The organism is Paenibacillus sp. FSL L8-0340 (assembly GCF_038593145.1).
Lineage (GTDB): Bacteria > Bacillota > Bacilli > Paenibacillales > Paenibacillaceae > Paenibacillus_AQ.
Genome location: NZ_CP151967.1, coordinates 7,300,652 through 7,323,629 on the forward strand (window position 1 = coordinate 7,300,652; position 22,978 = coordinate 7,323,629).

Annotated in this window: 19 protein-coding genes, 1 pseudogene and 1 riboswitch; of the genes and pseudogenes, 5 read left to right on the plus strand and 15 right to left on the minus strand. The window is 45.9% G+C overall.

The genetic code is table 11. The features are described 5' to 3' along the window. Window positions 1-50: 50 nt before the first annotated feature. Entirely contained in the window at window positions 51-2,474 is a 2,424-nt protein-coding gene (helD, locus tag NST07_RS33465) for an RNA polymerase recycling motor HelD (protein WP_341097317.1), read from the minus strand. A gap of 301 nt (window positions 2,475-2,775) precedes the next feature. Between helD and NST07_RS33470 the strand changes: the two are divergent. Further along, a pseudogene (locus tag NST07_RS33470) lies at window positions 2,776-3,354 on the plus strand (iron-containing alcohol dehydrogenase); the annotation flags it as partial. Between the two features lie 129 nt (window positions 3,355-3,483). Here the strand turns inward: NST07_RS33470 and NST07_RS33475 are convergent. The 3 genes from NST07_RS33475 to NST07_RS33485 form a co-directional block, all read right to left on the minus strand. Beyond that, the gene (locus tag NST07_RS33475; RefSeq protein WP_342480850.1) at window positions 3,484-5,082 is read right to left on the minus strand and encodes a hypothetical protein; all 1,599 of its coding nucleotides are present in this window, start codon (window positions 5,080-5,082) and stop codon (window positions 3,484-3,486) included. Further along, window positions 5,075-5,788: an ABC transporter ATP-binding protein gene (locus NST07_RS33480; RefSeq protein ID WP_342480851.1), complete on the minus strand. Its 714-nt coding sequence runs from the start codon at window positions 5,786-5,788 to the stop codon at window positions 5,075-5,077. Before NST07_RS33480 ends, NST07_RS33475 begins: the two co-directional genes overlap by 8 nt. A gap of 167 nt (window positions 5,789-5,955) precedes the next feature. Beyond that, window positions 5,956-7,245, minus strand: coding sequence for an amidohydrolase family protein (locus NST07_RS33485; protein ID WP_342480852.1), 1,290 nt, complete (start codon window positions 7,243-7,245; stop codon window positions 5,956-5,958). 181 nt (window positions 7,246-7,426) lie between these two features. On the opposite strand from NST07_RS33485, the gene NST07_RS33490 reads away from it, so the two are divergent. Then, window positions 7,427-7,858 (plus strand): MarR family transcriptional regulator, encoded by a 432-nt coding sequence (locus tag NST07_RS33490; RefSeq protein WP_342480853.1) that lies wholly within the window; start codon window positions 7,427-7,429, stop codon window positions 7,856-7,858. A 38-nt stretch (window positions 7,859-7,896) separates the two neighbouring features. On the opposite strand, the gene NST07_RS33495 is transcribed toward NST07_RS33490, so the two are convergent. Next, window positions 7,897-8,451 carry a TetR-like C-terminal domain-containing protein gene (locus NST07_RS33495; protein ID WP_342480854.1) on the minus strand — a complete coding sequence of 185 codons (555 nt, stop codon included), beginning with the start codon at window positions 8,449-8,451 and terminating at the stop codon, window positions 7,897-7,899. A gap of 166 nt (window positions 8,452-8,617) precedes the next feature. On the opposite strand from NST07_RS33495, the gene NST07_RS33500 reads away from it, so the two are divergent. Then, window positions 8,618-10,093, plus strand: coding sequence for a DHA2 family efflux MFS transporter permease subunit (locus NST07_RS33500; RefSeq protein WP_342480855.1), 1,476 nt, complete (start codon window positions 8,618-8,620; stop codon window positions 10,091-10,093). A 71-nt stretch (window positions 10,094-10,164) separates the two neighbouring features. Here NST07_RS33500 and NST07_RS33505 read toward each other — a convergent pair whose 3' ends face one another. Beyond that, on the minus strand, window positions 10,165-10,758 hold the full coding sequence (locus tag NST07_RS33505) for a TetR/AcrR family transcriptional regulator (protein WP_342480856.1): 594 nt from the start codon (window positions 10,756-10,758) through the stop codon (window positions 10,165-10,167). Window positions 10,759-10,869: 111 nt separating this feature from the next. Between NST07_RS33505 and NST07_RS33510 the strand changes: the two genes are divergently transcribed. Further along, window positions 10,870-11,979, plus strand: coding sequence for a C45 family peptidase (locus tag NST07_RS33510; RefSeq protein WP_342480857.1), 1,110 nt, complete (start codon window positions 10,870-10,872; stop codon window positions 11,977-11,979). 86 nt (window positions 11,980-12,065) lie between these two features. Here the strand turns inward: NST07_RS33510 and NST07_RS33515 are convergent, their stop codons facing one another. The 5 genes from NST07_RS33515 to pnuC all read right to left on the minus strand — a co-directional run bounded on the left by NST07_RS33515 (window position 12,066) and on the right by pnuC (window position 18,027). Continuing rightward, window positions 12,066-12,740: a YdeI/OmpD-associated family protein gene (locus NST07_RS33515; RefSeq protein ID WP_342480858.1), complete on the minus strand. Its 675-nt coding sequence runs from the start codon at window positions 12,738-12,740 to the stop codon at window positions 12,066-12,068. 129 nt (window positions 12,741-12,869) lie between these two features. Further along, window positions 12,870-14,273 carry a phytase gene (locus tag NST07_RS33520; protein WP_341097327.1) on the minus strand — a complete coding sequence of 468 codons (1,404 nt, stop codon included), beginning with the start codon at window positions 14,271-14,273 and terminating at the stop codon, window positions 12,870-12,872. Window positions 14,274-14,589: 316 nt separating this feature from the next. Next, window positions 14,590-15,981, minus strand: a complete 1,392-nt coding sequence (locus NST07_RS33525; RefSeq protein ID WP_341097329.1) for an amino acid permease — start codon at window positions 15,979-15,981, stop codon at window positions 14,590-14,592. Window positions 15,982-16,144: 163 nt separating this feature from the next. Continuing rightward, window positions 16,145-16,225: riboswitch (glycine riboswitch) on the minus strand. A gap of 117 nt (window positions 16,226-16,342) precedes the next feature. Further along, entirely contained in the window at window positions 16,343-17,353 is a 1,011-nt protein-coding gene (locus tag NST07_RS33530; RefSeq protein ID WP_341097330.1) for an AAA family ATPase, read from the minus strand. Further along, a complete protein-coding gene (pnuC, locus tag NST07_RS33535) occupies window positions 17,350-18,027 on the minus strand; it encodes a nicotinamide riboside transporter PnuC (protein ID WP_341097331.1) in 678 nt (225 codons plus the stop codon). Before pnuC ends, NST07_RS33530 begins: the two co-directional genes overlap by 4 nt. Before the next feature lie 269 nt (window positions 18,028-18,296). Here pnuC and NST07_RS33540 point away from each other — a divergent pair, with 269 nt between their 5' ends. After that, window positions 18,297-19,325, plus strand: coding sequence for a helix-turn-helix domain-containing protein (locus NST07_RS33540; protein ID WP_342480859.1), 1,029 nt, complete (start codon window positions 18,297-18,299; stop codon window positions 19,323-19,325). Window positions 19,326-19,460: 135 nt separating this feature from the next. Here NST07_RS33540 and NST07_RS33545 read toward each other — a convergent pair whose 3' ends face one another. The 4 genes from NST07_RS33545 to NST07_RS33560 form a co-directional block, all read right to left on the minus strand. Then, window positions 19,461-20,357, minus strand: a complete 897-nt coding sequence (locus tag NST07_RS33545; protein WP_341380232.1) for a HAMP domain-containing sensor histidine kinase — start codon at window positions 20,355-20,357, stop codon at window positions 19,461-19,463. Between the two features lie 22 nt (window positions 20,358-20,379). After that, window positions 20,380-21,141 (minus strand): ABC transporter permease, encoded by a 762-nt coding sequence (locus tag NST07_RS33550; protein WP_341380234.1) that lies wholly within the window; start codon window positions 21,139-21,141, stop codon window positions 20,380-20,382. Then, on the minus strand, window positions 21,134-22,057 hold the full coding sequence (locus NST07_RS33555) for an ATP-binding cassette domain-containing protein (RefSeq protein ID WP_341380236.1): 924 nt from the start codon (window positions 22,055-22,057) through the stop codon (window positions 21,134-21,136). Before NST07_RS33555 ends, NST07_RS33550 begins: the two co-directional genes overlap by 8 nt. A gap of 83 nt (window positions 22,058-22,140) precedes the next feature. Then, a complete protein-coding gene (locus NST07_RS33560) occupies window positions 22,141-22,833 on the minus strand; it encodes a response regulator transcription factor (RefSeq protein ID WP_341097340.1) in 693 nt (230 codons plus the stop codon). Window positions 22,834-22,978 lie beyond the last annotated feature (145 nt).

Below are 22,978 nucleotides of genomic sequence, written 5' to 3' on the forward strand. Positions count from 1 at the left end.
TCGACATCTGACTGTCATGTTTATGAAGAGAGATCCTTGGTTAGTATTCATCACTGAATTTGCTCTACCTCATACAAGGACTTATCCGATGCCGGAAGGAATGGGGTCCACTCTCCCGTTGTACAGATCAGAAGCCGGTGCATGGCACGCGTGCATGCGGTATAGAATAGCTTGCGCTCGCTCTCCAAATGATACGTCTGCGAAGATGCGTCGTAGATTAGAACGGCATCAAATTCAACGCCCTTGGCAAGATATACGGGAAGGATCAGGGTTCCCTTCTCAAAGTTGGGCGTACTCTTCGTCACAAGCTTCAACCCCTGGCAGCCCTGAGCTGTAAGGAGATCATAAGCAGCTTTGCTTTCGGCCGCTGTCTTGGTGATGATCCCGATGGAGACCAAGCCTTCCGCCCGAAGCGCCGCAAGATGCTCAGCTATTCTTGCTGCCCGCTGCCCGCCACTGCCCATCTGAGAGAGGAGCGGTTTCCTGCCACTGCGTTCAAAGGCTACAATCTCCTTGGCGTTAGGCAATAAAGACTTCGTGAATTCCACAATCTCACGCGTTGACCGGTAACTGCGAACCAGACGGAATACGCTCGTTTCAGATTTGCCATACAATCCGATGAGCGGTGATTCTTCGCCGTACAGTTCTGTGGCCTGAGCAAAGATAGCCTGTCCGAAATCGCCAAGCACCGTCATGCGGGCACGGGGAAACATTTTTTTGAGGAACTCATACTGAAACATCGAATAATCCTGACCCTCATCGACGAATACATGCCGGATCTCCGTGTTCACCCGAACGCCCTCGATGAGCTCCTTCAGGTACAGGTACGGTGTCGCATCTTCATAGAAGAGCTCGGACCGGCTAAGCTTCTCCTTGGTTTGCTGACAGATTTCCGGCCAGAGCGGGGGAATTCCAGCTTCATTCGTCATCTCCGCCAAAACATTCTCTTCTTCAAAGAACTGGATGTACAGCCCAATCATGTCTATGAACAACATCCGCTTCACACTTCGCTTCAGCGGTTTAAATTGCTCCTTCACGACCATCCGGCGCAGCAGTGCTTCCTCCCGCTCAGCATAATCGAAATCGCCCTCGTCCAGCCTCCGATTGCCGCGCTGCATTTCGCGGGCTTCTTCATATTGTTCGGCAAAGTCAAACACACCCCTGTCTTTATGCAGTTCATTAAACGCTTCGGCGTACTGATCATTGTCAAGATAATCAAGCTCCTCCTGCACCCAGAACGCCTCACGTTCCTTGTCCTCCAACAGAGAAATTTCACGCAGTAGCCATTCCTGCAGCAAAGCGATGCGGTTGGATAAGCGAATGGAAGAATCATAGCTGTAGAATTTCGATTCCATTTGCTTAGCTGTGATCAAATCGCGATCCCGGAAGCGTATGCTTATGAATCGCATGCCCTTCCCTTCCAACCCCTGCGCATACTTCTGGAGCGCTTGAAGAAAGTCCACAGATGCCTTGTATTGGATTCCTTTCAGCCGGGCTTCATACCCGCGGTCAGATTGTTCTTCCAGCACGTATTCTATCTGGTCGAAGGGATCCTCTAAGCGAAACGTCCTGCCAAGCCAGTAATCGAGATATTCATGGAAGGTCGTCTGCTGCATGTTCTCTTCACCGAGTTCAGGAAGTACGGTAGATACATAACTGTTAAACATCGGATTAGGCGAGAATAACACAATTTGGTCAGCCCTCAGCCGTTCGCGGTGTTTATACAGCAGGTACGCCACCCGCTGCAGGGCCGCCGAGGTTTTCCCGCTGCCAGCCGCCCCCTGCACGATGAGCATCCGGCTGTTGTCATCGCGGATAATGGCATTCTGTTCCTTCTGGATCGTCGCGACGATGCTCTTCATCTGATTGTCGGCACCCTTGCCAAGCACCTGCTGCAGCAATTCATCGCCAATCGTTAAGCTCGTGTCGAATACGTTCTGCAGTTGATCTCCGCGAATCTGATACTGCCGCTTCAGCTGCATCGTTCCAGCGATAGCTCCACCCGGCGTATCATATCCGGCCGTGCCCGGTGAATAATCGTAATACATACTAGCAATCGGAGTACGCCAGTCATACACCAGAAAACTCATGCCATCTGAGTCAATGAAGGATGATACACCGATGTAGACCTGCTCGGCAGTGTTCAAGCCATCCTCATGAAAATCGATGCGTCCGAAGTAAGGAGAGGACAGCAGCCGTTTCATATTTTTCCATTGCTGTGCGCGCAACCGCTGGCTTCGCTCCCGTTCGGACAATAATGCTTCTTGCTGTCTGATACTGTAGAAAGTCTCTTCAAAATCTTCACTAGTGCTTGTGTTCACAGTCACTTCTTCCCAAAAAAGCTTGCGGATGTCCACCACTTGGTCATGCAGCCCGGCCACCTCCGGCTCCAGTTCGGTGATCTTCGCTTGCAGTTTTTCCATAACCTGCTTCAGCCGTTCCTGTTCTTGCTTCCAATCCTCTGCACTTATCATCTTCCTGCATACACTCCTTCATTCGAATTTGTAAAATGAAAGTTTGACAACCCGTATTACTGTGTGGTAAGATTAAGTTGTAAATAAGATAGGATTATTAGGCTATTCATCAAATAAATGATCAGTAATTCTCCAATCATATCATACTATTTCTGTGTGCACAACTTAATCGAACATGATTCTTATGAAGGCCCTTCAATTTGAGGGCCTTTTTCTTTTTTAGGGAACAAACCCAACCATTGAATGCGTAATGTGCTCACCTGCAGTAGATAATTTCTAAAACAAGGAGAGTGGTTAAATTCTCGCCACCTATTTTGAAGCACGCGCCTGCTACCAGAAAAATGGTGATAATCTGGTCAATTTGAAACCCTCACTTGCCGGATTAGGTATCGCCAAGATGTGCTATGACACTGTTCTGGAATATGGCCTTCAAGCGAAAATTGCTGTTGATCATAAAGTTTCCACACCTGCGGTTGAAAAAACAATTGAAGCCACCATCTATTTAAGTGGCGTGGGGGCTGAATCCGGCGGTTTAGCCGCTGCACATGCCATTCATAACGGAATGACCGCTGTTCCCTCACTGCATCATGCACAGCATGGCGAAAAAGTAGTGTTTGGTTTATTAACACAGCTTATTTTAGAAAGTGCACCCAAGGAAGAACTGGAAACGGTAATCAACTTCATCAAAGAAGTGGGCTTACCCTTAACATTAAAAGATCTCGGTCTGGATCAGTTTAGAGAGGACGAATGGCGGAAAGTGGCGGAAGATGCATGTGCTGAAGGAGACACGATGGGCAATATGCCACATCCCGTAACTCCTGATGATGTATTCCAGGCCATCATTGCGGCAAATGCATTGGCAGAATATTACCATAATTAAAATCTCATGACCTATTGAAACGCTAAGCAGCCAGTTGCCGGGATGGAACCGACAGCTGGCTGTTTTGTAAGATATGCCATTCCTGAAATCGTATCTCCTTCCGCCGCTCTTTTTCTAAGCAACGCTGGGTTAAAGCCGCTGAAACAACTGCTCCCCTTTTGTCTGCATATATCTATACATTGCCAGGCATGCCGCTATCATAATCATGCCAACCCCTAACAAGAGGAGATTTGCATTTACCTGCGTCAGAAGAAGGGATAGTCCCACGGGAACTAATAAACTGATGAACCCTATGAGCATAGATACAAGAACTGCTGCACTTTGTTTGATTGCCGTAACTTCACTTTTCCACTCCAGGTTAGGTAATTTCAGGTTAACAATAATGCCCATCAGCGCGGAATAACAAGCGTAGATCAAAGGGATAACAAGCAATAATAAGCTTTCTATCCATCCCGTGCGCAACGATATCATAAGCATTACACTACTTATACTCAGGACCGGTAATGTGATGGTGAGATTCACGGCAACTTTGCTAAGCCATATCGCTTGTTTCGATACGGGTGAGCTTTTTAGTATCCATAAATTATTGCCTTCAAGCGAAATGGAACTTGATGTTGTGCAGCTTAACACTACAAATAAGGATAGTAGGATGGGAGCCAGCGTACTCAGGTAATGGGATAATTGCGGAATTTCAATCATTTCCCCCAGCTTCTCCGAACTGACAAACAATAAGGCAACCGACATCACCAGTAATAGAATCATGCCTATACTTGTATTCAGCACATAAACAGAAGATCCAAAATATCGGCGCAACTCCTTCTTATACAGTGCACGAAATGGAGAGGAGGATTCTAACGGCTTCATGGTATATTTGCTGCCTGCATGGCTGGTCATTAGACCGGTATGAATCGCTTTATATCTTGTACTTAACACAGTGGCAAATATAATAAAGGAAAGTACGGATAACGCAATAAATAATAACAATGATCCTACCTGATACGAGCAGACCGCATCGACATACATCGCTGCAAGAGGATACAGCTTAAATATCATATCGGCCAGCTCAGTCCCCATATCAGCAAGTGCCTGCTCGTTTCCATTGAGTGTAAATGAACCGACCATAAGTACAATCACAATGGCAAAAGTTAATACAAGACTGATCAGCCTGCTCGCTTTAAACCGGGAAGAGATCCAGCTAATGCATGAACCAATAATCGTTGCCGCAATAATCGGCAGTAATGGGATAAATAAAAGGGTCATTAGAAAAAACAGATAAAATAACGTCCCCGGATTCACTTTTATAGCATATACCACACCTGCTGGTAGCATGACCATCAAAGAAAAGAACAAATTCAGCACATAGAGCTGAAGAACACGGCTTGCCACAACATGACTCGTCTTGACCGGCAGTGACATCACCAAATCGTAGTCCTTATAGCTGAATAATACACCGCTTGCCTTATAGACCGTGGTGAAGAACCCTACAATAGAAGTAACAGCCATCATAATGGCCAGCAATAGATCCATTCGCCCCATTTGTTCAAACGTCACTGCCAACATGAAGCTGTATCCAAATGAAACTACTGCTACCATAAGCACTCCCACAAGAATACCAAAGGCGAGTAAAAGCGATTTGCGTCTTTCTTTAACATCTTTTGTATGCAAAGCTTTATTCAACCCAAATGAAGAAAACAACTGCAGCTTCGTTAATCTCCAGATATTAATCATTGTCGATCAGCTCCATGAATAATTCCTCCAGGCTATTTTCGCCCTTTACTTCTTCTGTCTTGCCATGGGCTATCAATTGGCCCCCTTTTATGATCGCTATCTTATTGCAGAGCTTCTCTGCCACATCCAGCACATGCGTGGAGAAAAAGATGGCACTGCCGTTGCTGCACAGCTCTACCATAATTGTCTTTAGCATGTGAGCCGCTTTTGGATCAAGGCCAACAAAGGGTTCGTCTAACACCAACAACTTTGGTTTATGAATAAGTGCAGAGATAATCGCAAGCTTCTGCTTCATTCCATGGGAATACGATGAGATCATATCACCCAAATGGGCCGTAATTTGAAAAGCATCGCTGTATTTTTTAATAAGCTGCTCACGATCCGCTTTGGATACACTAAAGAGATCACCGATAAAATTCAAGTACTGGATGCCGGTAAGATGATCATACAGATCCGGGTTATCCGGAATATACGCAATCCTCGCCTTGCAAGCTACCGGATCTTTTTTAATGGAGATACCGTCTATTTCAATATCCCCTTCTTCAAAATCAAGCACGCCCACTACCGCCCGAATGGTTGTTGTTTTACCTGCTCCGTTATGTCCGATAAAGCCATAGATATCGCCTTGCTCCACCACCAAATTCAAGTCATTTACTGCCTTTTTTCCACCCTTATAGCTTTTGGTAAAATGTTTGATTGTAAGCATTCCCCTTCACCCTTTCAATCCGTTTCTTCCCATACGCTCTTCCCGTAGAATAACTATAGTACGAATAGCACCGCCCGAACGTTCATTTGCCTGTATAGATATTAAAAAAAGCCCACCCCCTTAGGATGGACTTTCTCATTATTAAAAAATCAAGCGCCAGCGTGGCTTCACACTTCTTCTACTTTCTGAATGCCGCGCAGCCATATTCCACGGATGGATAACGTATCGGAAATAGTCGTGGTCGGGTCGCCGTCGACCAAAACTAAGTCTGCCCTTGCCCCCTGAATGATACGCCCGCGGTCATTCAGGCCGAACCGGCGTGCTGTTTTTGAAGTAGCGGACTGAAGAGCTTCTACGGGCGTGAATCCCGCTTCCACCAATAGCTGCATTTCATGGTGTACACTGGCCCCATGGGCAAGCCCGCCAAGCGAAGGAACCGGCACGGAGACATCCGTACCCACAAGGATATCTACACCTGCATGATGAAGGTCCATCACATTCCGGTAGTTGTCTTCCATGCTGCCTTGCGGGTAGGTATGGAAGCTGGCATTCAGCGTATCCACCCATTCCGGACTGAGCCTGGAACTCACACGGTGATCCTTGGCCAATTCCGCTGCGGAGTTACCGATAATGGAGGAGTTCAAGACCAGACACGGTGTAACGAAAGCACCGGCCTCAGCGATCATTCTCACCAGATCCGAAGTATTGTCCGGGCGGTCGATGAATAAATGGGCCAGACCATCGACCCCGACTTCGATGGCTTGCCGGGAGGAGTCCGCAGTCAACACATGGGCAATCGCAATCTTGCCGTACCGGTGCGCTTCCCCTACGGCTGCACTTAGAATATCTTGGCTTAAGACTGGCAATCCGGGGGCGGCCAGCACCGTCCCTTCCTCAATCATAATCTTAATATAGTCGGCTCCCTCCCTGACTTGTTCGGCCACAAATACCAGCGCCTCATCCCTGTTCGATACCGCAGCAGCCGCTTCTCCGTGATCGTGATCATGGGCATGAGCAGCCAGCATAGCATTGCGGTCTTCCTCGCTCATTTTCTCCAATTCCTTCAGTACAAAATCCGGGATTTCCCCATCCCCAGGCATAAGTTCATCGGGATGCCCTCCAGGAGGTGTGACCCCCATTCCGGCAGACCGTACATCGGCAATATCCTCAATCCCCTGGAGCTGTGCCTCGCGGCCGTTTTTCGTAAACCCGCCCATCATTTCCAGTTCAGTCGTCACACCGAATTTCAGTGCGTCACGCAGGCCCTCTACGGAAGTGTGAACGTGGGCATCGATCAGACCCGGCAATAAAGTCCCTCCTTTCGCATCAATGGTGACCGCATGTGCCGGTACTTCACCGCCTACCGATAGGATCTGTTCGCCTTCAATCAGGACCGTCGTGGCTCTGATCACGTTCTCGCCGTCAAATATGCGCGCATTGGTGATTGCTGTAATCATTGTGATACCTCCTATAATGGGATAGTGTTTGTTATTGATTGAAATATAACAGTTAGACTTCTAACTGTCAATCGTAAAATTAAATGAAGTCTAACCATTTTGAATTTGACAATTTAGGGACCGAAAATTAAGATGTTCTTATAATTAGAATTCAAACTATAGCAAGGGAGTCCGGCACAGGATGACGAAGCAAGCTTTGCTTACCCCCTACTCCGATTTAATCCGGGAGATTGGATTGAAAATCAGAGGTATGGCCAATGTCAGATTATCGGAACTGGGACTGAATGCGCAGCAAGGGCAGATGATGGGCTATATTTTTGAACATCAGGACAAAGGTGTGATCCAGAAGGATTTGGCCGAGCGTTTCAACCGTAAGGGAGCCACCATCACCAGCATGCTTCAGGGGTTGGAGAAAAAAGGGTATATCAAGCGGGTGATTCCGGAAGATAATGAACGGCAGAAAAAAATATATTTATTGCAAAAAGGGGCCGACCTCGTCGAAGAATTCCGCGATATATTCATGGAAGTAGAACGATGTGTTACCCAGGGCCTTACCGAAGAAGAAAGCGCGGCCTTCTTGAAGTTATTAATCAAAGTGAAAGAGACCTTGTAGCAAGACAAAGCCACTCCTGCCCATGTGAGTGGTTTTTTTTACAAAAACCTTCTTCTATGCATCAAGGTAATTTGCGCTGCTATGTATTCAGAATTATATTGGATGCCATCCTTAATCCACCACATAATAATCCCCAGCAGTGATGATACCACAATATCGACTGAAACAACCTCCTTTGTGGGTTCTATTCTTCTCGCGTTTCTTCGTGTTTCTATCGTATTTTTCAACAGGTTGGACAAGTGATTTTTGAAGCCTTTATGCTCAACGAATACAGCAAAGATCTTCCGGTATTCATAAAAATAATTTAAGAATGTAACCAACTGCTCCTGTTCGTTGCTGCTCTTCACTTGTAGTAACGGTTCAACTTTCATGGACAGGTCATCAAAGATTTCATGTACGATCTGGCGCAACAAATCGTTAATATCCTCGTAATGCAAATAAAACGTTGCACGATTTAGTTCTGCCCGGCTGGCAATTTTTTGGACGGTCAGCTGCGAAATATCCGAATTTTCTTCCAATAATGAAAAAACGGCCGTCTTCAGCATCTTTTTCGAGCGAATGGCTCGTGGATCTACTCTCTTTTGTGCAGACATTTCATCCCTCGATTATCGTTTATTTGTCACTTCATCTACTAATCCGCCCGTTCTGTCGATTAGTCAACATTTTCAATAAAATTGTAAATAGGAATAATTCTTAATTACTGATATGATTCATTTTATTGACACTGTGTCGAAAAAGCAATGAAGAGGGGATTACACTGTGCAAGAAGACGTTAAGAAAATAAATAAAGGAATCTTACTAACCATCTTAATTTTGGGTTGTTTCTTATCCACACTCAATCAGACGTTATTAAATGTCGCCTTAAGCAATTTAATGGATGTATTTCATGTCACGGCAACGACCGTACAATGGATTTCAACAGGCTTTATGCTGGTCAACGGGATATTAATTCCGATTACAGCCTATTTAATGAAACGCTATACAACGCGGCAATTATTTCTAAGTGCCATGTTATTTTTATTAATGGGCTCAATCATTTGTGCAGCGGCGCCAAGCTTTATAGTGCTCTTAATAGGACGTATGATCCAAGCGGCCGGCGCAGGCATTATTATGCCGCTCATGATGAGTGTTGTGCTCGCTATCTTCCCTATTGAGAAACGCGGCAGCGCTATGGGGTTGCTTGGACTGGCGATGATTTTCGCTCCTGCCATTGGACCGACGCTCTCGGGATTTATCGTCGAATATCATTCTTGGCGCTGGTTATTTATTGGCCTCATCCCCCTTGTCGTCATTGTCATAGTGCTGGCCTTCAAATATTTAGTGAATGTATCCGAAACGTCTAAGTCGAAGCTCGATGTAGTAAGTGTCCTTTTATCAACCATCGGATTTGGCTTAATCTTATACGGCTTCAGCAGTGCAGGCAGTAAAGGCTGGGACGATGTACTAGTGATCCTCTCCATAGGGATTGGGATCGTTGTAACGGCCCTATTCTGTATTCGGCAGATCAAGTCCGATGACCCGCTGTTAAACCTGTCTGTCTTCAAAAATAAAATCTTTACCTTAACGTCTCTAATTAACGTGCTAGTCACGATGATGATGTACGCAGATATGATTCTATTGCCTATTTATCTGCAGAATGGCCGTGGATTCACAGCATTTGATGCAGGGCTTCTATTATTGCCGGGTGCGCTTGTAAATGCTTTGATGTCACCCGTCACCGGTAAATTATACGACCGTTTCGGTGCGAAGCCATTGTTCATCATCGGTTTACTGTTTATTATTCCATCCATGTGGGCGGTAACAGATTTATCTGAATCGACAACGTATATGTATTTAATGATTCGTACGATCTGCCTGCGAATTGGATTAAGCTTCATTACCATGCCACTTAATACGGCGGGACTAAATGCGCTGCCCAAGCAACTCGGTACACATGGTACAGCAGTGAATAATACCGTCCGCCAAATTGCCGGGGCGATTGGTACGGCTGTCGTGATTACAATTTATACAGTGCAGGCAACAAGCCATGCAGCTACAGTGCTCCAGCAGAATCCTTCTACACCTGCTGAGCTCCTTAAATCTCTTACATCAATTTTAGGGGCAAGTGACGCCTATTACTTCATGATGATTTTATCCATTGCCGCGTTTGTTATCACATTATTTATGCCCACGAAAAAGAAGATCATGATTGAAAAAAAAGCAAACGCAGCCAGCAAGGAAGAACCTCTGTTGTAACACGCATGAGCTAGCAATATCAGTATATGAAGAAGAGAAGCCACTCTTTATGCGGAGTGGCTTTTCTTTTATTATGTTCGCAAACCAAAAATACGCATAGCGCATTCGACTGTAAATTGAGTTAATCCGTCATGCAAATCAAGATAAATTAATCCTGCCCCATTAAAATAAGCAAAATAGGTCCAGCCAATGACTTTCGCATCCCCTTCACTTAACTCTCCCAATTCTTGTCCTTTACGAATGAGTGGCTCAAGTAAATTTACAAACTTCTCGCCAAACTCCGTCAAAGCTTTGGTCAATTCAGGGAATTGGTTCGGCTGCCCTAACACCTGCTGGAGCAAACGCAGATATGTGCCTTGCTCCACAACCATTCGCATTTGAACCTCGATCAGCCTTCTTAACGTCTGGGTGGGTTGATTGTCTTCACGAATGATGGACTCGTAGAACAAAAGACTTTCCTCTAACGGTTCCAGTACCAGCGAATGGATTAGCTCTTCTTTACTCGAAAAGTATGTAAATACAGAAGCGTGACTAACTCCCGCTTCCTTTGCAATGTTTGAAATGGTAGTTAAGTTGAAGCCATTCGCGGCAAATAGCCTTTTCGCAGCATCACAAATTGCAGCTCTTTTCTCCTGCCGGAGTTCTTCATTAATTTTACGAGCCATAAGCATTACTCACCTCGGGTTTATCTTACCATATTTATTAAATACAATTGATTAATTGACTGGTCAGTTATATAATAATTTACAGAAACACCCTTAAGGAGGGAACGCGCAGTGAGCTTATTTCATAACGAAACCACCGTCCACGCTTCGGATAACGGCCTTACAGTCAGACATATCGTACTTGAAGGCACCAACAGTGATATTGGAAACTATATTGGAGAAATGGCATTGGACCGATACACCTTGCATCGTCAGATCCCCGGTGATGACCCGGTAAGAATTCGAAACCAGCATAAGTACTTGAAAACGAACTATCCCGAGCACTACGAACGAATGAAGGGGATTGCTAAGGCTTTTGACGTCCAGTTAGACGAAGGCTTGTTTGATTGCAGCGGTATTATGTATCAGAAACAATCAATCGGATGTTCTTCTATTTACTTTCCCAACCATACAACCGCTACTGGTGCGGCAATACTCAGCCGAAATTTCGATTTTCCGGTGGTGGCTGTAAATGAACCTTATATTTTTGAAATCTACCCGGATAAGGGATACCCCTCACTATACATGTGCAGCTTCGAACTGGTCAGTGGAGTGCTGGATGGAATTAATTCCGAGGGATTGACCGTCGCCGTCTTGGCAGATGACGAGAGCTTTATAACCCACCCTGCAGAACCAAACGGCGGGTTGCATGTGGCACTTCATGAATTGCAAATTATGCGTTATTTGTTAGACCGGTGCCGTAATGTTGACGAAGCCAAAGAAGCGCTGCTGTCTCTAAAACACAGCTACGCGCAATTGCCGCTGCATTATATTATCGGGGATCGTTATGGGCAATCTTTCGTTTGGGAGAGTTCCTATACAGCAAACCGCTATTACATCCTAAACGGAGATAATAAACCACAGGTGGTCACGAACTTCTTGTTGCACCGCTATTCTTCCGAAGACAGCCTCCCGGACGATCCCAAGCCACAGGGAATGTACCAACGGTTTGTTACCTTGCAGAAGGAGTTAAGTGAGAAATCTCATTATACAGAGAAAGATATGAAGCAAATTCTTTCCTGCGCTCATGTTTGTCTTCCAGAAGCTTATCCCCACCGGACTTTATGGCATAATTTATACAACACGAAAGACTGCAGTATGGACATCAGTTTCTACGCTGGCGAAGGTGTAGCGGAAAGTAAACCCTTACGCACGGATTATTTTCATTTTCAGTTGAAATGAGGGCAGTTTCGTTTCAAGGCCATCTATTGCAGGATGGCCCTTTATCACCCATTATTTGTACCTCTAGTTCTCTCTTGCAGTTCTAATTACGGCTTGTCTCTCCGGTAAATATCAATGCTTTTATACCCTTCACTCAGAATCCTCTTCATTTCCGCCCGCCGTTTTTCTCTAGTCTCCTCTTGTGCGGCGCTGTATACATAACGGGCCCAATCCTTTCGGTAGCCGGGCGTAAGGGACTGGTAAAAAGCCAGTGTCTCCGCACTATCCGTCAGATCTTGCTCCACAGCGGGGATCATAGAGGTGTAATCGTCCACACGTTGACTTGGCTTTGAGGATGCTTCCTTGTTCTTCCGCGCCTCCTCTTTGAATCCAACTACGGTAAACACATCATTTAAGCCCACCATACGTGCAAACTTCAGGTTGCTCGTGCCAATATAGCCGTCCTCATCGGCTCCTACCCCTTCAAAAAGACTGTCTCTGTGAATATAGGTCGGATAAACCTTATTCCCCTTTTTGGGATAAGCGGCGAACAAATAGCCGCCTGTATTTAAATAGTTGTGATCAATCACTTTCTGGACGAGATTCTGTAGCGACTCCATATTGAGCACATAAGCAAAAATCAGATCATAACTGCTGGCTGTTAATTCAGTGTCATGCTCTGCTAATCCCGCTAAACTGTCGTCGTCATTCTCTGGTCTGTACAATACAGCAATCTTTTTGAATTTGTGCATATTTAGCTTTTCTACAATTGTTTTAGCCATGTACGGACCCCCGTTAAATGTTGTCTTTATCATAAAACAGCCCCCAATATCCCTAAAACGTGGGATTGGAGGCTACTTGTGAGAAAATGTTCTTTGCTTTAAAACTTGAACGTTAGCTGTTAACAACTATCACTTCGCGCTGCGGTCCACGAGTTTATGAGGATCAACTTTATTGTCCATTAATAGCGGGGTCTTTGCACCTTTAGCAATTTGATCCCAGGCTACCACTTTAAAGTTTTGGTTAAGCTCTTTGCCATTGTTAATGTTGGAATCATCCTGTGCGATGAAAATGCCATAAGGGAACTGTTCGCCCAGTCCGAACCCGAGTACATCAATACCATCAGTCACTGAGGTGCCATCGGTCAATGCGCCATCGGCGATATTAAAGCTAGTGAGGTAAGCGTTATTGCCTTCACGGTCATATATCGCGTAGCTGTCACTGCCTTGGCTGGAGGCGATTAAATAACCGTTGCCGTCGGCACCGTAATAGAGAGTCAACCCTTCAATATCATCCTGCAATCGGCGTCCGTCCGCAATATCGACAGTGGATAGAGGTTTTGTGCCGCTGTCAGGCTCTGCATTATATTTGTATATCGCGTAATCCTCTTCCGCTATATACATCATGCCATACTCATCATCGGCTACCATTCCTTCTGATTGCGTAGCCAGCTTAAACTCGCGAACGAGCTTACCTGAAACTTTGCCCTTCCCGTTCTCAGTCAGCTCATATTGCTCAAATTCGCCTGCTTTACCCAGAACCAGAGCGTAATACTTATCCGATTTCAGGCTATGGTAAAGGCTGAAGCCGTATACCTCTTCCATCTTCGCTTTAATGGGCTCTGCTGCGATGTCAGTCAACTTCCCGGTTGCCCCATCCATGGCAAAAATATCGATCGTGTTCGTAGAACGGTTCGTCGCGCCAACAATATCTACTTTTTTATCGCCAAGCAGAAAATTATAACGTATATCAATATTATTCATTTTTCCTACTTTATAATTCTGAAGCTCTTTGCCGTTCAAATCATAGACGAGAATGCCTCCGCCTTTGTTCGTTGCAATGATTTTGGAATTCGCCGGGTTCGCAGAATCGAGCCAAATGGCCGGGTCATCGGCTGCATCCTCGCCATCTTCAACGGCTGCCGTCTCCACCTGGGCGGTTACCGGATACGGGGTGATGATATCCGCGGAATTGATGAACTTTGCATTTTCCGCCAGAATTGCTTGAAGCAGCTTGGAAGGAATGTACATCGTGCCATCGACTAATTTGACCTCCGCTGGAAGCTCGCCTGCTTTACCCGCTAGACGATATTCCTTATCGCCTGCCGTGAACGTGCCTGCGAATCCGTTCTTCAGCTTGACCAGTGCCGACTTATCGTCGCTATCCCAAGTGATAGTTGCTCCGATCCCATCCATATGCTTGCGCAGAGGTTCATATCCTTTTAGGTCTGAGGCGGATGCTGCATTAGTTGTTGCGGCAGGAAGTAGAGCGCCTGCAAGGAGTAGCGTAGATAGTACAGTTTCCCATGTTTTCATTGATGTTCAATGTTCCCCTCTATTGTTAGTAATTGCTTAACTATAGAAGATGAGTGTAAAAGACGTATTAACGGACAACTAGGCCTTTGTAAAATTTACAATGTAAATTCAAGATAGTATTTGATTATTTCTCAGCAGGGAATTTGCTCATATGATATAGGATACGACATTTATGATAATCTGGGAAATGAGTTAAACTCGATTGCGAGGGACACTGTTGCAATTACCCAGGATACTACTTCTGAAGATTTATTGTTCGGGACGACTCACCCGGCCGGAGCATATAAATTGGATCTATATAAAAGAGCGACCTCGGTCAGGCATCCATGGGATGTGATTCTGTACTGATTATTTTGCTGCTTCTTTCCCGCTTTCTCCGATTCGCCGAATACAAAACAAATAATAAAATAAACCATAACGGCGTCAATAATAAGGCCGGACGTGTTTCTTCAGCAAACAGCATAATAATGAGTATGATTGCAAACAACGCTAAGACTACATAATTAATAAATGGGGTGAACGGGGCTTTGAATTTTGACTTCGCCTGCAATTCGGGCTTTGTTTTCTTATACCGCACATGGCAGATCAGGACGATACCCCAAACCCAAATGAAACAAATGGCACTGATGGTTGTCACGATTCCAAAAGCAGTCTCCGGAATCAGCTTACTCAAAAGAGCTCCCATGGATAACACAAGCGTGGAGATGAAGAGCGCATTGCTTGGGACATGATTTTTATTCAGCTTTGCAAAATTGGCTGGAGCCTGGTCATTCCTGCTCAAATTATATAGAATCCGGCTTGTTGAGAACATTCCGCTGTTACAGGCAGACGCGGCTGAAGTTAATACGACAAAGTTAATAATTCCAGCAGCAATCGGTATCCCGACTAAACTAAACGTTTTAACAAAAGGACTTTCTGCCGGATTTAGTTCTGTCCATGCGTTGATGGATAATAAGGCAATAATGGCACCCACGTAGAAAAATAGAATTCTCAAAGGGATTTTATTAATCGCTGATGGGATGGTTTTTTCTGGATTAGATGTTTCTGCTGCCGATACCCCCACCAATTCCACACCTACAAAGGCAAACACAACCATTTGAAAGGAAAGTAAGAACCCTGAAATCCCGTTCGGGAATACTCCCCCATGCGCCCAAATATTACTGACAGTAACCGTTCCGTTAGCTGTTTTGAATCCAATCACGAGCAGGATTGCCCCGATAACAATCAACGCGAGAATAGTCACTACCTTGATTAATGCAAACCAAAACTCTAATTCGCCAAAACTTTTTACAGTTAATAAATTGAGCCCTAATAAAATGATCAAACAAATGACGGCAGGAATCCATTGCGGGATATCAAACCAATATTGTACATATACGCCAACAGCTATAATATCCGCCATAGCCGTCATGATCCAACAAAACCAATAGGTCCATCCGGTTACAAATGCTGCGCGCGGTCCAAGATAATCTTCGGCGATGTCTGTAAAAGATTGATAACCCGCTTTTGACAACAGAAGTTCTCCCAACGCCCTCATAACAAAAAACACGGCAATACCGACGATTAAATAAGCAAAGATGATGGATGGTCCTGCGAGTTGTATAGCTTTACCTGATCCTAAAAACAATCCGGTCCCGATGGTCCCCCCAATTGCAATGAGCTGAACATGCCGATTCTCTAAATCTCTCTTTAGTTCTTGTGGTGCCATGTGAAACTCCCCCCTCTAAATTTAATAATTCTTTGTGAAATAATGAACAAGTAAAAATGACAATAAAAAAGAGACTGGATGCGCTCCAATCTCACGGTCATAAGAATATTAAATAAAATACACTCATTATTCTGACGATTATCAGAATAACAAATGAAATATCCAGTACTCTTCTGTCCTTTTGCCTGAGATTGTGAACCCTTCGGCGCCGGGGAATCCCCACGGTCTCTCCAGAAGCTGCTCCTGCTATAGTGTGATCCATAGCATTCATAGCTTAGAAATTATTTGATTATAGGATCATAACTTCTTTTAAATATTTTTCAATACTAATCATAGTCAAAAGTTTTGTCAATAACATTAATTACCACCGTGCTTCGCCAAAATAATTATGATAGGGCTTGAACGTTGCCAGTACTTCGTCTACCTTGCCCATTCGTTCCTCCAGGCTTCCCCGAAGCGTGATGTACGGAATCCGCCGCGCCTTCAAATCCGCAATAATTTGCTTATGGAAAATATGCCGCTTCTGATTCCCGCTGCGATCCCATGTATCCTCGTAAGGAATATCGTCGTCACACAGGAAAAAAAGGTCATACCGCTGTGCATTTTCCAGGGCGATCCGGGTTAAGCGTTCAGGGGCCCGGCCGTGGTAATCCAGGGCAAACATATAAGTGGTGATCGCATTGGTATCGACAAAAAGATATTTATCCGCTTGCAGTAAAGCCCGCTCTTCCCGCTCCATATGGCCGACAGCAATTTCATCGAACGCCTCCAAGCCAATTCGGCGGTCCACCTGATGCTCCGTCCAATAATCGCGCCCGTATTCGCTCGCATAGGTTGTACGATACCGCCGGGCCAACGCTTCGGTGATCGTGGATTTGCCGGTAGACATCGCTCCCACAAAAACCACTTTTGTTATTAAATCCCGATATACGCTATCGCTCACATATTCCCGGTACTTGTAAGGATCCGAACGGACCATAGTAGCTGAAATCGGTACCTGCCCGCGGGCTTGATCCACCCTCCGGTCTACTGCGCCCAAAGCGATGCTCATATGCTCTCCGTAAAACTCGCTGGAGTAGAAATGTGTCACTTGCTCGCCTTTCAGTAACCCCAGAATATATTGCTCTTCCCTTATCTCATGCTCCCGGTTGTTAGAATACCCATCGGGACCGTCCCAGGCTTCAATCACCCGTACCGCCGGGTAGAGCTTGCGAATCCAGTTGGCCCGGATATGCAGCGGGATCGGGGTCACCGTCGTCTCATAGATCACTACAATCAGTTCATCGACCTCTTGCAGCGCCGTCTCGAACATAAACTGATGCCCTTTATGCAGCGGGGCAAACTTCCCGAGCGTCAAGCCAAGTCTCTTCATGCTGATACCTCCCTAGCTCCCTTGTTCCAATTGTAGTAGCCGTATACAGCGTTAACCAGATACGCACTCCACATGACGATCATCAGCAGGCCTTCACCGCTCCCCTCCAGCATTCGAATCACCCACAGCAGCACCGTGAACATATTGAGGACCATATAGACCAGCCATTGTTCCTTGAATCTTCGAACCATTAAAAGCGTGGCGACAACGGATAACACCGTCGTAATCGCATCAATATAAGGCGAATTCTGCCCCGGTATGAACGATAGACCCAGGCCCAGCAACAGGCTGCCTAATACGCAGAACGCCCCCACAAGGAGCAGACGCTTGAGCTCCAGCTGACGCATGGACAGCTTGCCGTTAGTCTGGTTATTTTTCCACATGTAGAAGCCAACCACATTCATAGGAACAAAGAAAAGCAGATTTAGCATAACCTCTCCAAACAAACCGTTGACGTAAGCCAAGTATGCATAACCAACGGTATTGTACATCCCAAACACATAACTCATCAGATTTCCCTTCGCCGCGAGCACCACGCACAGCACCCCGGTGATAAAGACCGTAAATCCGAATAAAGAATCCTTAGAAATCACCGTAAATCCAACAGCAATTGAGGTAAACAAAACCAGCCAGGTCAATTCAAACAGGTTCCAGCCGCCCCATGATTTATTCACTTGCATCCCCTCTGCTTTCATCCGATTTGTGCACCATAAGGTTAGTTCGTTCTTACTTTCAATTTGATAATAACATATTGTTAATATCATTGAAAGCAAAAAATGTACACTTGATGAATCGAATGATCCAAAGAGAGGCTTCGTGCCTTGTGGCCGCTAATGTAACTGATAAGTTAATTCGTTTAACCACGCGGTCATTGAGGAGATTTTAAACCACAAGTTATAATTCAAGGGACTAGTCGAACTGATAAAAATTGGAGGGTATTCAAATGAATATTGAGATCGGAAAAAAAATCAAAACCCTACGTTTACAAAAAGGAATGACTCAGGAAGAGCTTGCAACAAAATTGAATATGTCATCCCAAGCCATATCCAAGTGGGAAAACAACGTAACCATGCCAGATATTCAAATTCTCCCTGAGTTATCTGTGATTTTAGGGGTTACAATTGATGAGCTATTTGCATTATCTGATGACACACATCTAGAGCGTATTGAAAATATGATTAGTACCGAACATTTTATTTCCAAAGATGATTTTAATTATGCTGAACAATTTCTCAAAGAAAGGCTAACTAATGACGAAAATAAGGCCCCATGTCTCACATTGCTGGCTCAGTTACACATTCATCGTTCAGAGGAGCACCGTGAATTAGCTTCCCATTATGCCAAGGAGGCCCTGTTATTAGATCCACATAAAAAAAGTAATCATAATGCTTTACGGGATGCGGAGAATGGAGTCATTTTTGACTGGAACTATTCAAATCACCATAAACTTATAGAGTATTATAAAAATTTCGTGCCAAAATATCCAGATTACTGGCAGGGTTATGTATGGCTTATGAACCACTTACTTGCAGATGGCAGATGCGCTGAAGCTAAAGAAACTCTAGAAGGATTGAACAAAATCCATCCAGGTTATTTATATCAATTATATGGAGGACTGATCTGCAAGGAAGAAGGCAACCTTTCTCAGGCATTAGTTCTTTGGGAGCAGATGACGGATCTGTATCCTGATGAATGGCGAACGTGGTCCTTTAGGGGAGACTGCATGGCGAAATTGTGCAAATACGACGAAGCCATCGAATATTACACCAAAGGATACGAACTACAACCCAATCCCAAATATATAGATGCATTGATAGCAATTTCACATATATATGAGATTCAAGGAGAATATGATAAAGCTATTGAGAAGCTTCAAGAAATCATCGAACAATTGGAAAGTAATTGGGAAATCACAGAGGGTAAGGCAGTTGATTTTTATGCAAGAGAAATAGAATATTTCAAGAAGCTGTAAGTAAAGTGGCATAAACGACTAGCCCATCAATTACACCGCTTCCCCTGCTATATTATGGGGTGGATTTCAGTTCTGTTCACGAAAAGCCAATCAATGGAGCACGCTCCATTGATTGGCTAATTCGGTGTCCCGTGATCACAGCTTCCAATGGCAGGTCATCTTTAAGTTGCCCCCGCGCAGCTCCGCGGTCAGCGTACCGTTCATCTTGTCCATTAGACTTTTGGCGATAGAAAGACCAAGTCCCGATCCTTGGCCGGATCGGGTGCGGTCGACCGTGTAGAAGCGGTCAAATAGCAGCCTCACATCAATATCGGATAATTCCTTCGCTTCGTTAATGATCGTGAACTCGGCAATCTCAGGCTGTTGCTGGAAGCAAATTTTTACATGACCGGTCGCATGCTTGATAGTATTGGTAAGCAAATTCTCAATAACCCTCCGCACGGCTGATTCGTCGGCATATACGGCTACCTCTCCCTCCGGCATCCGGATATCCGGCGTAATATCCCGTTCGTTAAACCGGTCGTAGAAACCGACCAGAATGTCTGACAAGAGGACAGTCATTCCGATCCGCTCGGTCTTAAGCTGATAATCGGAAGATTCGATTAGGGATAACTCGAAGAAATCGTTCAATAGAGCTTGCAGCCGTTTTGTACGATTCTTAACGATGGTGAGGTATTCGTGCTTCTCCTCAGGCGTAATAGGCTCCGCTTCCAGCAGTTGAATATAGCCAAATATGGAGGTGAGCGGAGTACGGATATCATGGGAAATGTTCGCAATCGCCTGCCGCAGCTCATTCTCGGTTCGTCTTCTGCGGGCCTCCGCGTCGACTACGAGATCGGACTGGCGGTTAATTTGACCTGCAAGCGTTTCGAGCCTATGGTCGAATAGAGTCACGTCTATTTTTTTACCGGTTGTCCGTTCATTATAGTGACGCAGTTGCTCTGTCATCCGCCCCAGCTCCCGCCTCATCAGCAGCAGATGGGTAAGCAGGAGAGCCGCCACCGTAACCGATATGAGCGTTATGATAAGCAAGACTCTCCCGCCCCTCTCATTATTATTTAATTTCTTTTCTGCGGAACACGAGAATACCGAGTAGCGCGGATACGACAATCGTCAGCACTGGCACGAGCAGGAGCGCTGGCAGATCGCCGCTGGCAATACTGGGCTTGCCGATATCGTTCATCAGCTTGAAGATAGAATAATCATACACTGTAGTAAAGAAAGGGATGTACTCACCTAAGCCCCCCAAAATCGTATCAATCATTAGGAAGAAAATCATCGAGAAGCCGATCGTTTTACCGCTTTCGGTGAACACGGCAGTGAACAGCGCCCCGATCGCCGCATAGCCTGCAGTGTACAGCAGTGTCAGTCCTAGGACCCGCGGTATGAAGGACGCGTCAAACCCCTCCGGCAAATGGCCGAAACCTGAAAGCAGGGAAACCTCGGTCGTGCTTACGATCGGGAATACCAGAGAGATAGCCATGGCTCCGACCGAGAAGCCGATCAGTTTGGCGGTGAACAGCCGCCCTCTATCGTTGCCCGACGATGCGATCGTCTTCATGACACCCGTCGCATATTCATTGGCGATGAAGAATCCGGCCAGCGCTGCAACGCCGAATTTGATCAGATAGGCATTGCTTGCAATAAATTGAATCAGAAATTCGGCTCCCGTGAACTGCGGCTCTCCATTCGACTTATGGTCAAAGTAGTAGAGCAGTGGATAGACCAGTGAAAGAATGGCGGATATTAGCAGCAGCACGCGGAATGACCTGTCCTTACGCAGCTTGAACAGCTCGGATCTAATCAGATTATACATGCCGGGCACCCCCGATCCGCTTCATGAAATAGCTCTCCAGGTCTTCGCCCATCGGCATAAACTGCTCAATTTCCAGACCTGCGGAGAATAGCGTCGAAGATACTTTACCTGGCTGTTCGATGCGGCCAAACAGCTTAATCGCGCCGTCGGGCATCACTTCGAAATCGTTGGTGTGGAGTTCGTTCTGAATAACCGTTGCCGCTTTGTCCGGATCATCCGCTTTAATAAACACATATTGCTGACATTTATCATTCAATTCCTGAGCAGTGAGCTGCTCCAGCAGCTTGCCGTTATGAATAATGCCGTAATGGCTTGCCAGCAAATGCAGTTCGCTCAGAATGTGGCTGGAGATCAGAATCGTTATCCCTCGTTCGTGGTTGAGCTGCTTGAGCAGCTCGCGCATTTCGATGACGCTCATCGGATCGAGCCCATTGGTCGGCTCGTCCAGAATTAGAAATTCCGGATCGCTTAGCATGGCGATTGCCAGACCCAGCCGCTGCTTCATTCCAAGCGAGAAATTCTTCACTTTTTTCCTGCCTGTTTCCTGCAGTCTGACCAATTCCAGCATCCTTGGGACGCAGTCTTTGCCGGGGATGCCCCGGAGGAGCCGGTTCACCTCCAGATTCTCGGCGGCGGTCATGTGGGGGAAGAGCGAGGGGCTCTCGATAATCAGACCCATCCGCTTACGGGCCTGGGTCAACGCCCGCTCGTCGCTCGCGCCGAACAGCGCGATATTTCCTTCGGACGGAAAAGCAAGTCCGGTAACGATGCGCATCAGCGTCGATTTTCCGGCTCCATTCTGCCCAATAAAGCCATATATGGAGCCTTTACGGATAGATAAATTCACTTTATCCAGCGCTACGCTGCCTTTGAACTTCTTAGACAATTGATTCGTCTGCAATACATATTCGCTCATTGTAGTCTTGGCCTCCCTTATGTGATAGACCAAGTATAGAAACGAAAACTTAAGAGGAGCTAAAGCCAATCCTTAAGAATGTCTTAAGGCTTTAGCCGATAGCCCATGCCCCATACCGTCTCAATAAATTCGCTGCCGGGCGCAGCCTTCGCAAGCTTGCTCCGCAAATTGCTCATATGGACGTTGACCGTATTGTCGTCTCCGTAGTATGGCTCATCCCATACGCTTTCGTATAAATTTGCTTTCGTGAATACCTTTTTCGGTGCTGATAGAAGCAATGTGAGAATCTCATACTCCCGGGCGGTCAGCGCAACCTCCGCTCCCTCTGCCGTCACCGTTTTGGAATCATGATCGAGCACAAGTCCCTTATGCTGCAGCACGCTCTTCACAGCCGGCGGAGCAATCTGCGCAAACCGGCGCAGATGGGAATCGATTCGCGCCGAGACTTCCTCGATATCGAAAGGTTTCGTAATGAAGTCATCCGCACCCCCGCGCAGCGCTGACACCTTGGTCTGCTGCTCACCCTTGGCCGAAATGATAATGACTGGCACGCCTCCCCGCAAGCGGATCCATTTAAGCAACTCCTCGCCCGTCATTCCCGGCAGCATCAAATCTAGCAGTACCATGCTCCATTCCCGCTGCTCCAGATAGAGTAGCGCCTCTGTTCCGGAAAAGGCAGGCTGTGGCACATAACCGCTCTTTCGAATAATGCTGCACAGCAGCCGGCTGATGTCATTGTCGTCCTCGGCCACGAGAATATTTATTGAATTATCCATCTTTTCTCCTTGTATTATCCTTAATCAGCTGTCATTTAGATGTTCTATAGCCTATATGATAGACGATTTTTACCTCTATTTCCAGAATAGCCTTCCTGATGCGGCCCTTTCGGTGTTCGCTGGAATCCGGTGGTTTTTTATGCTA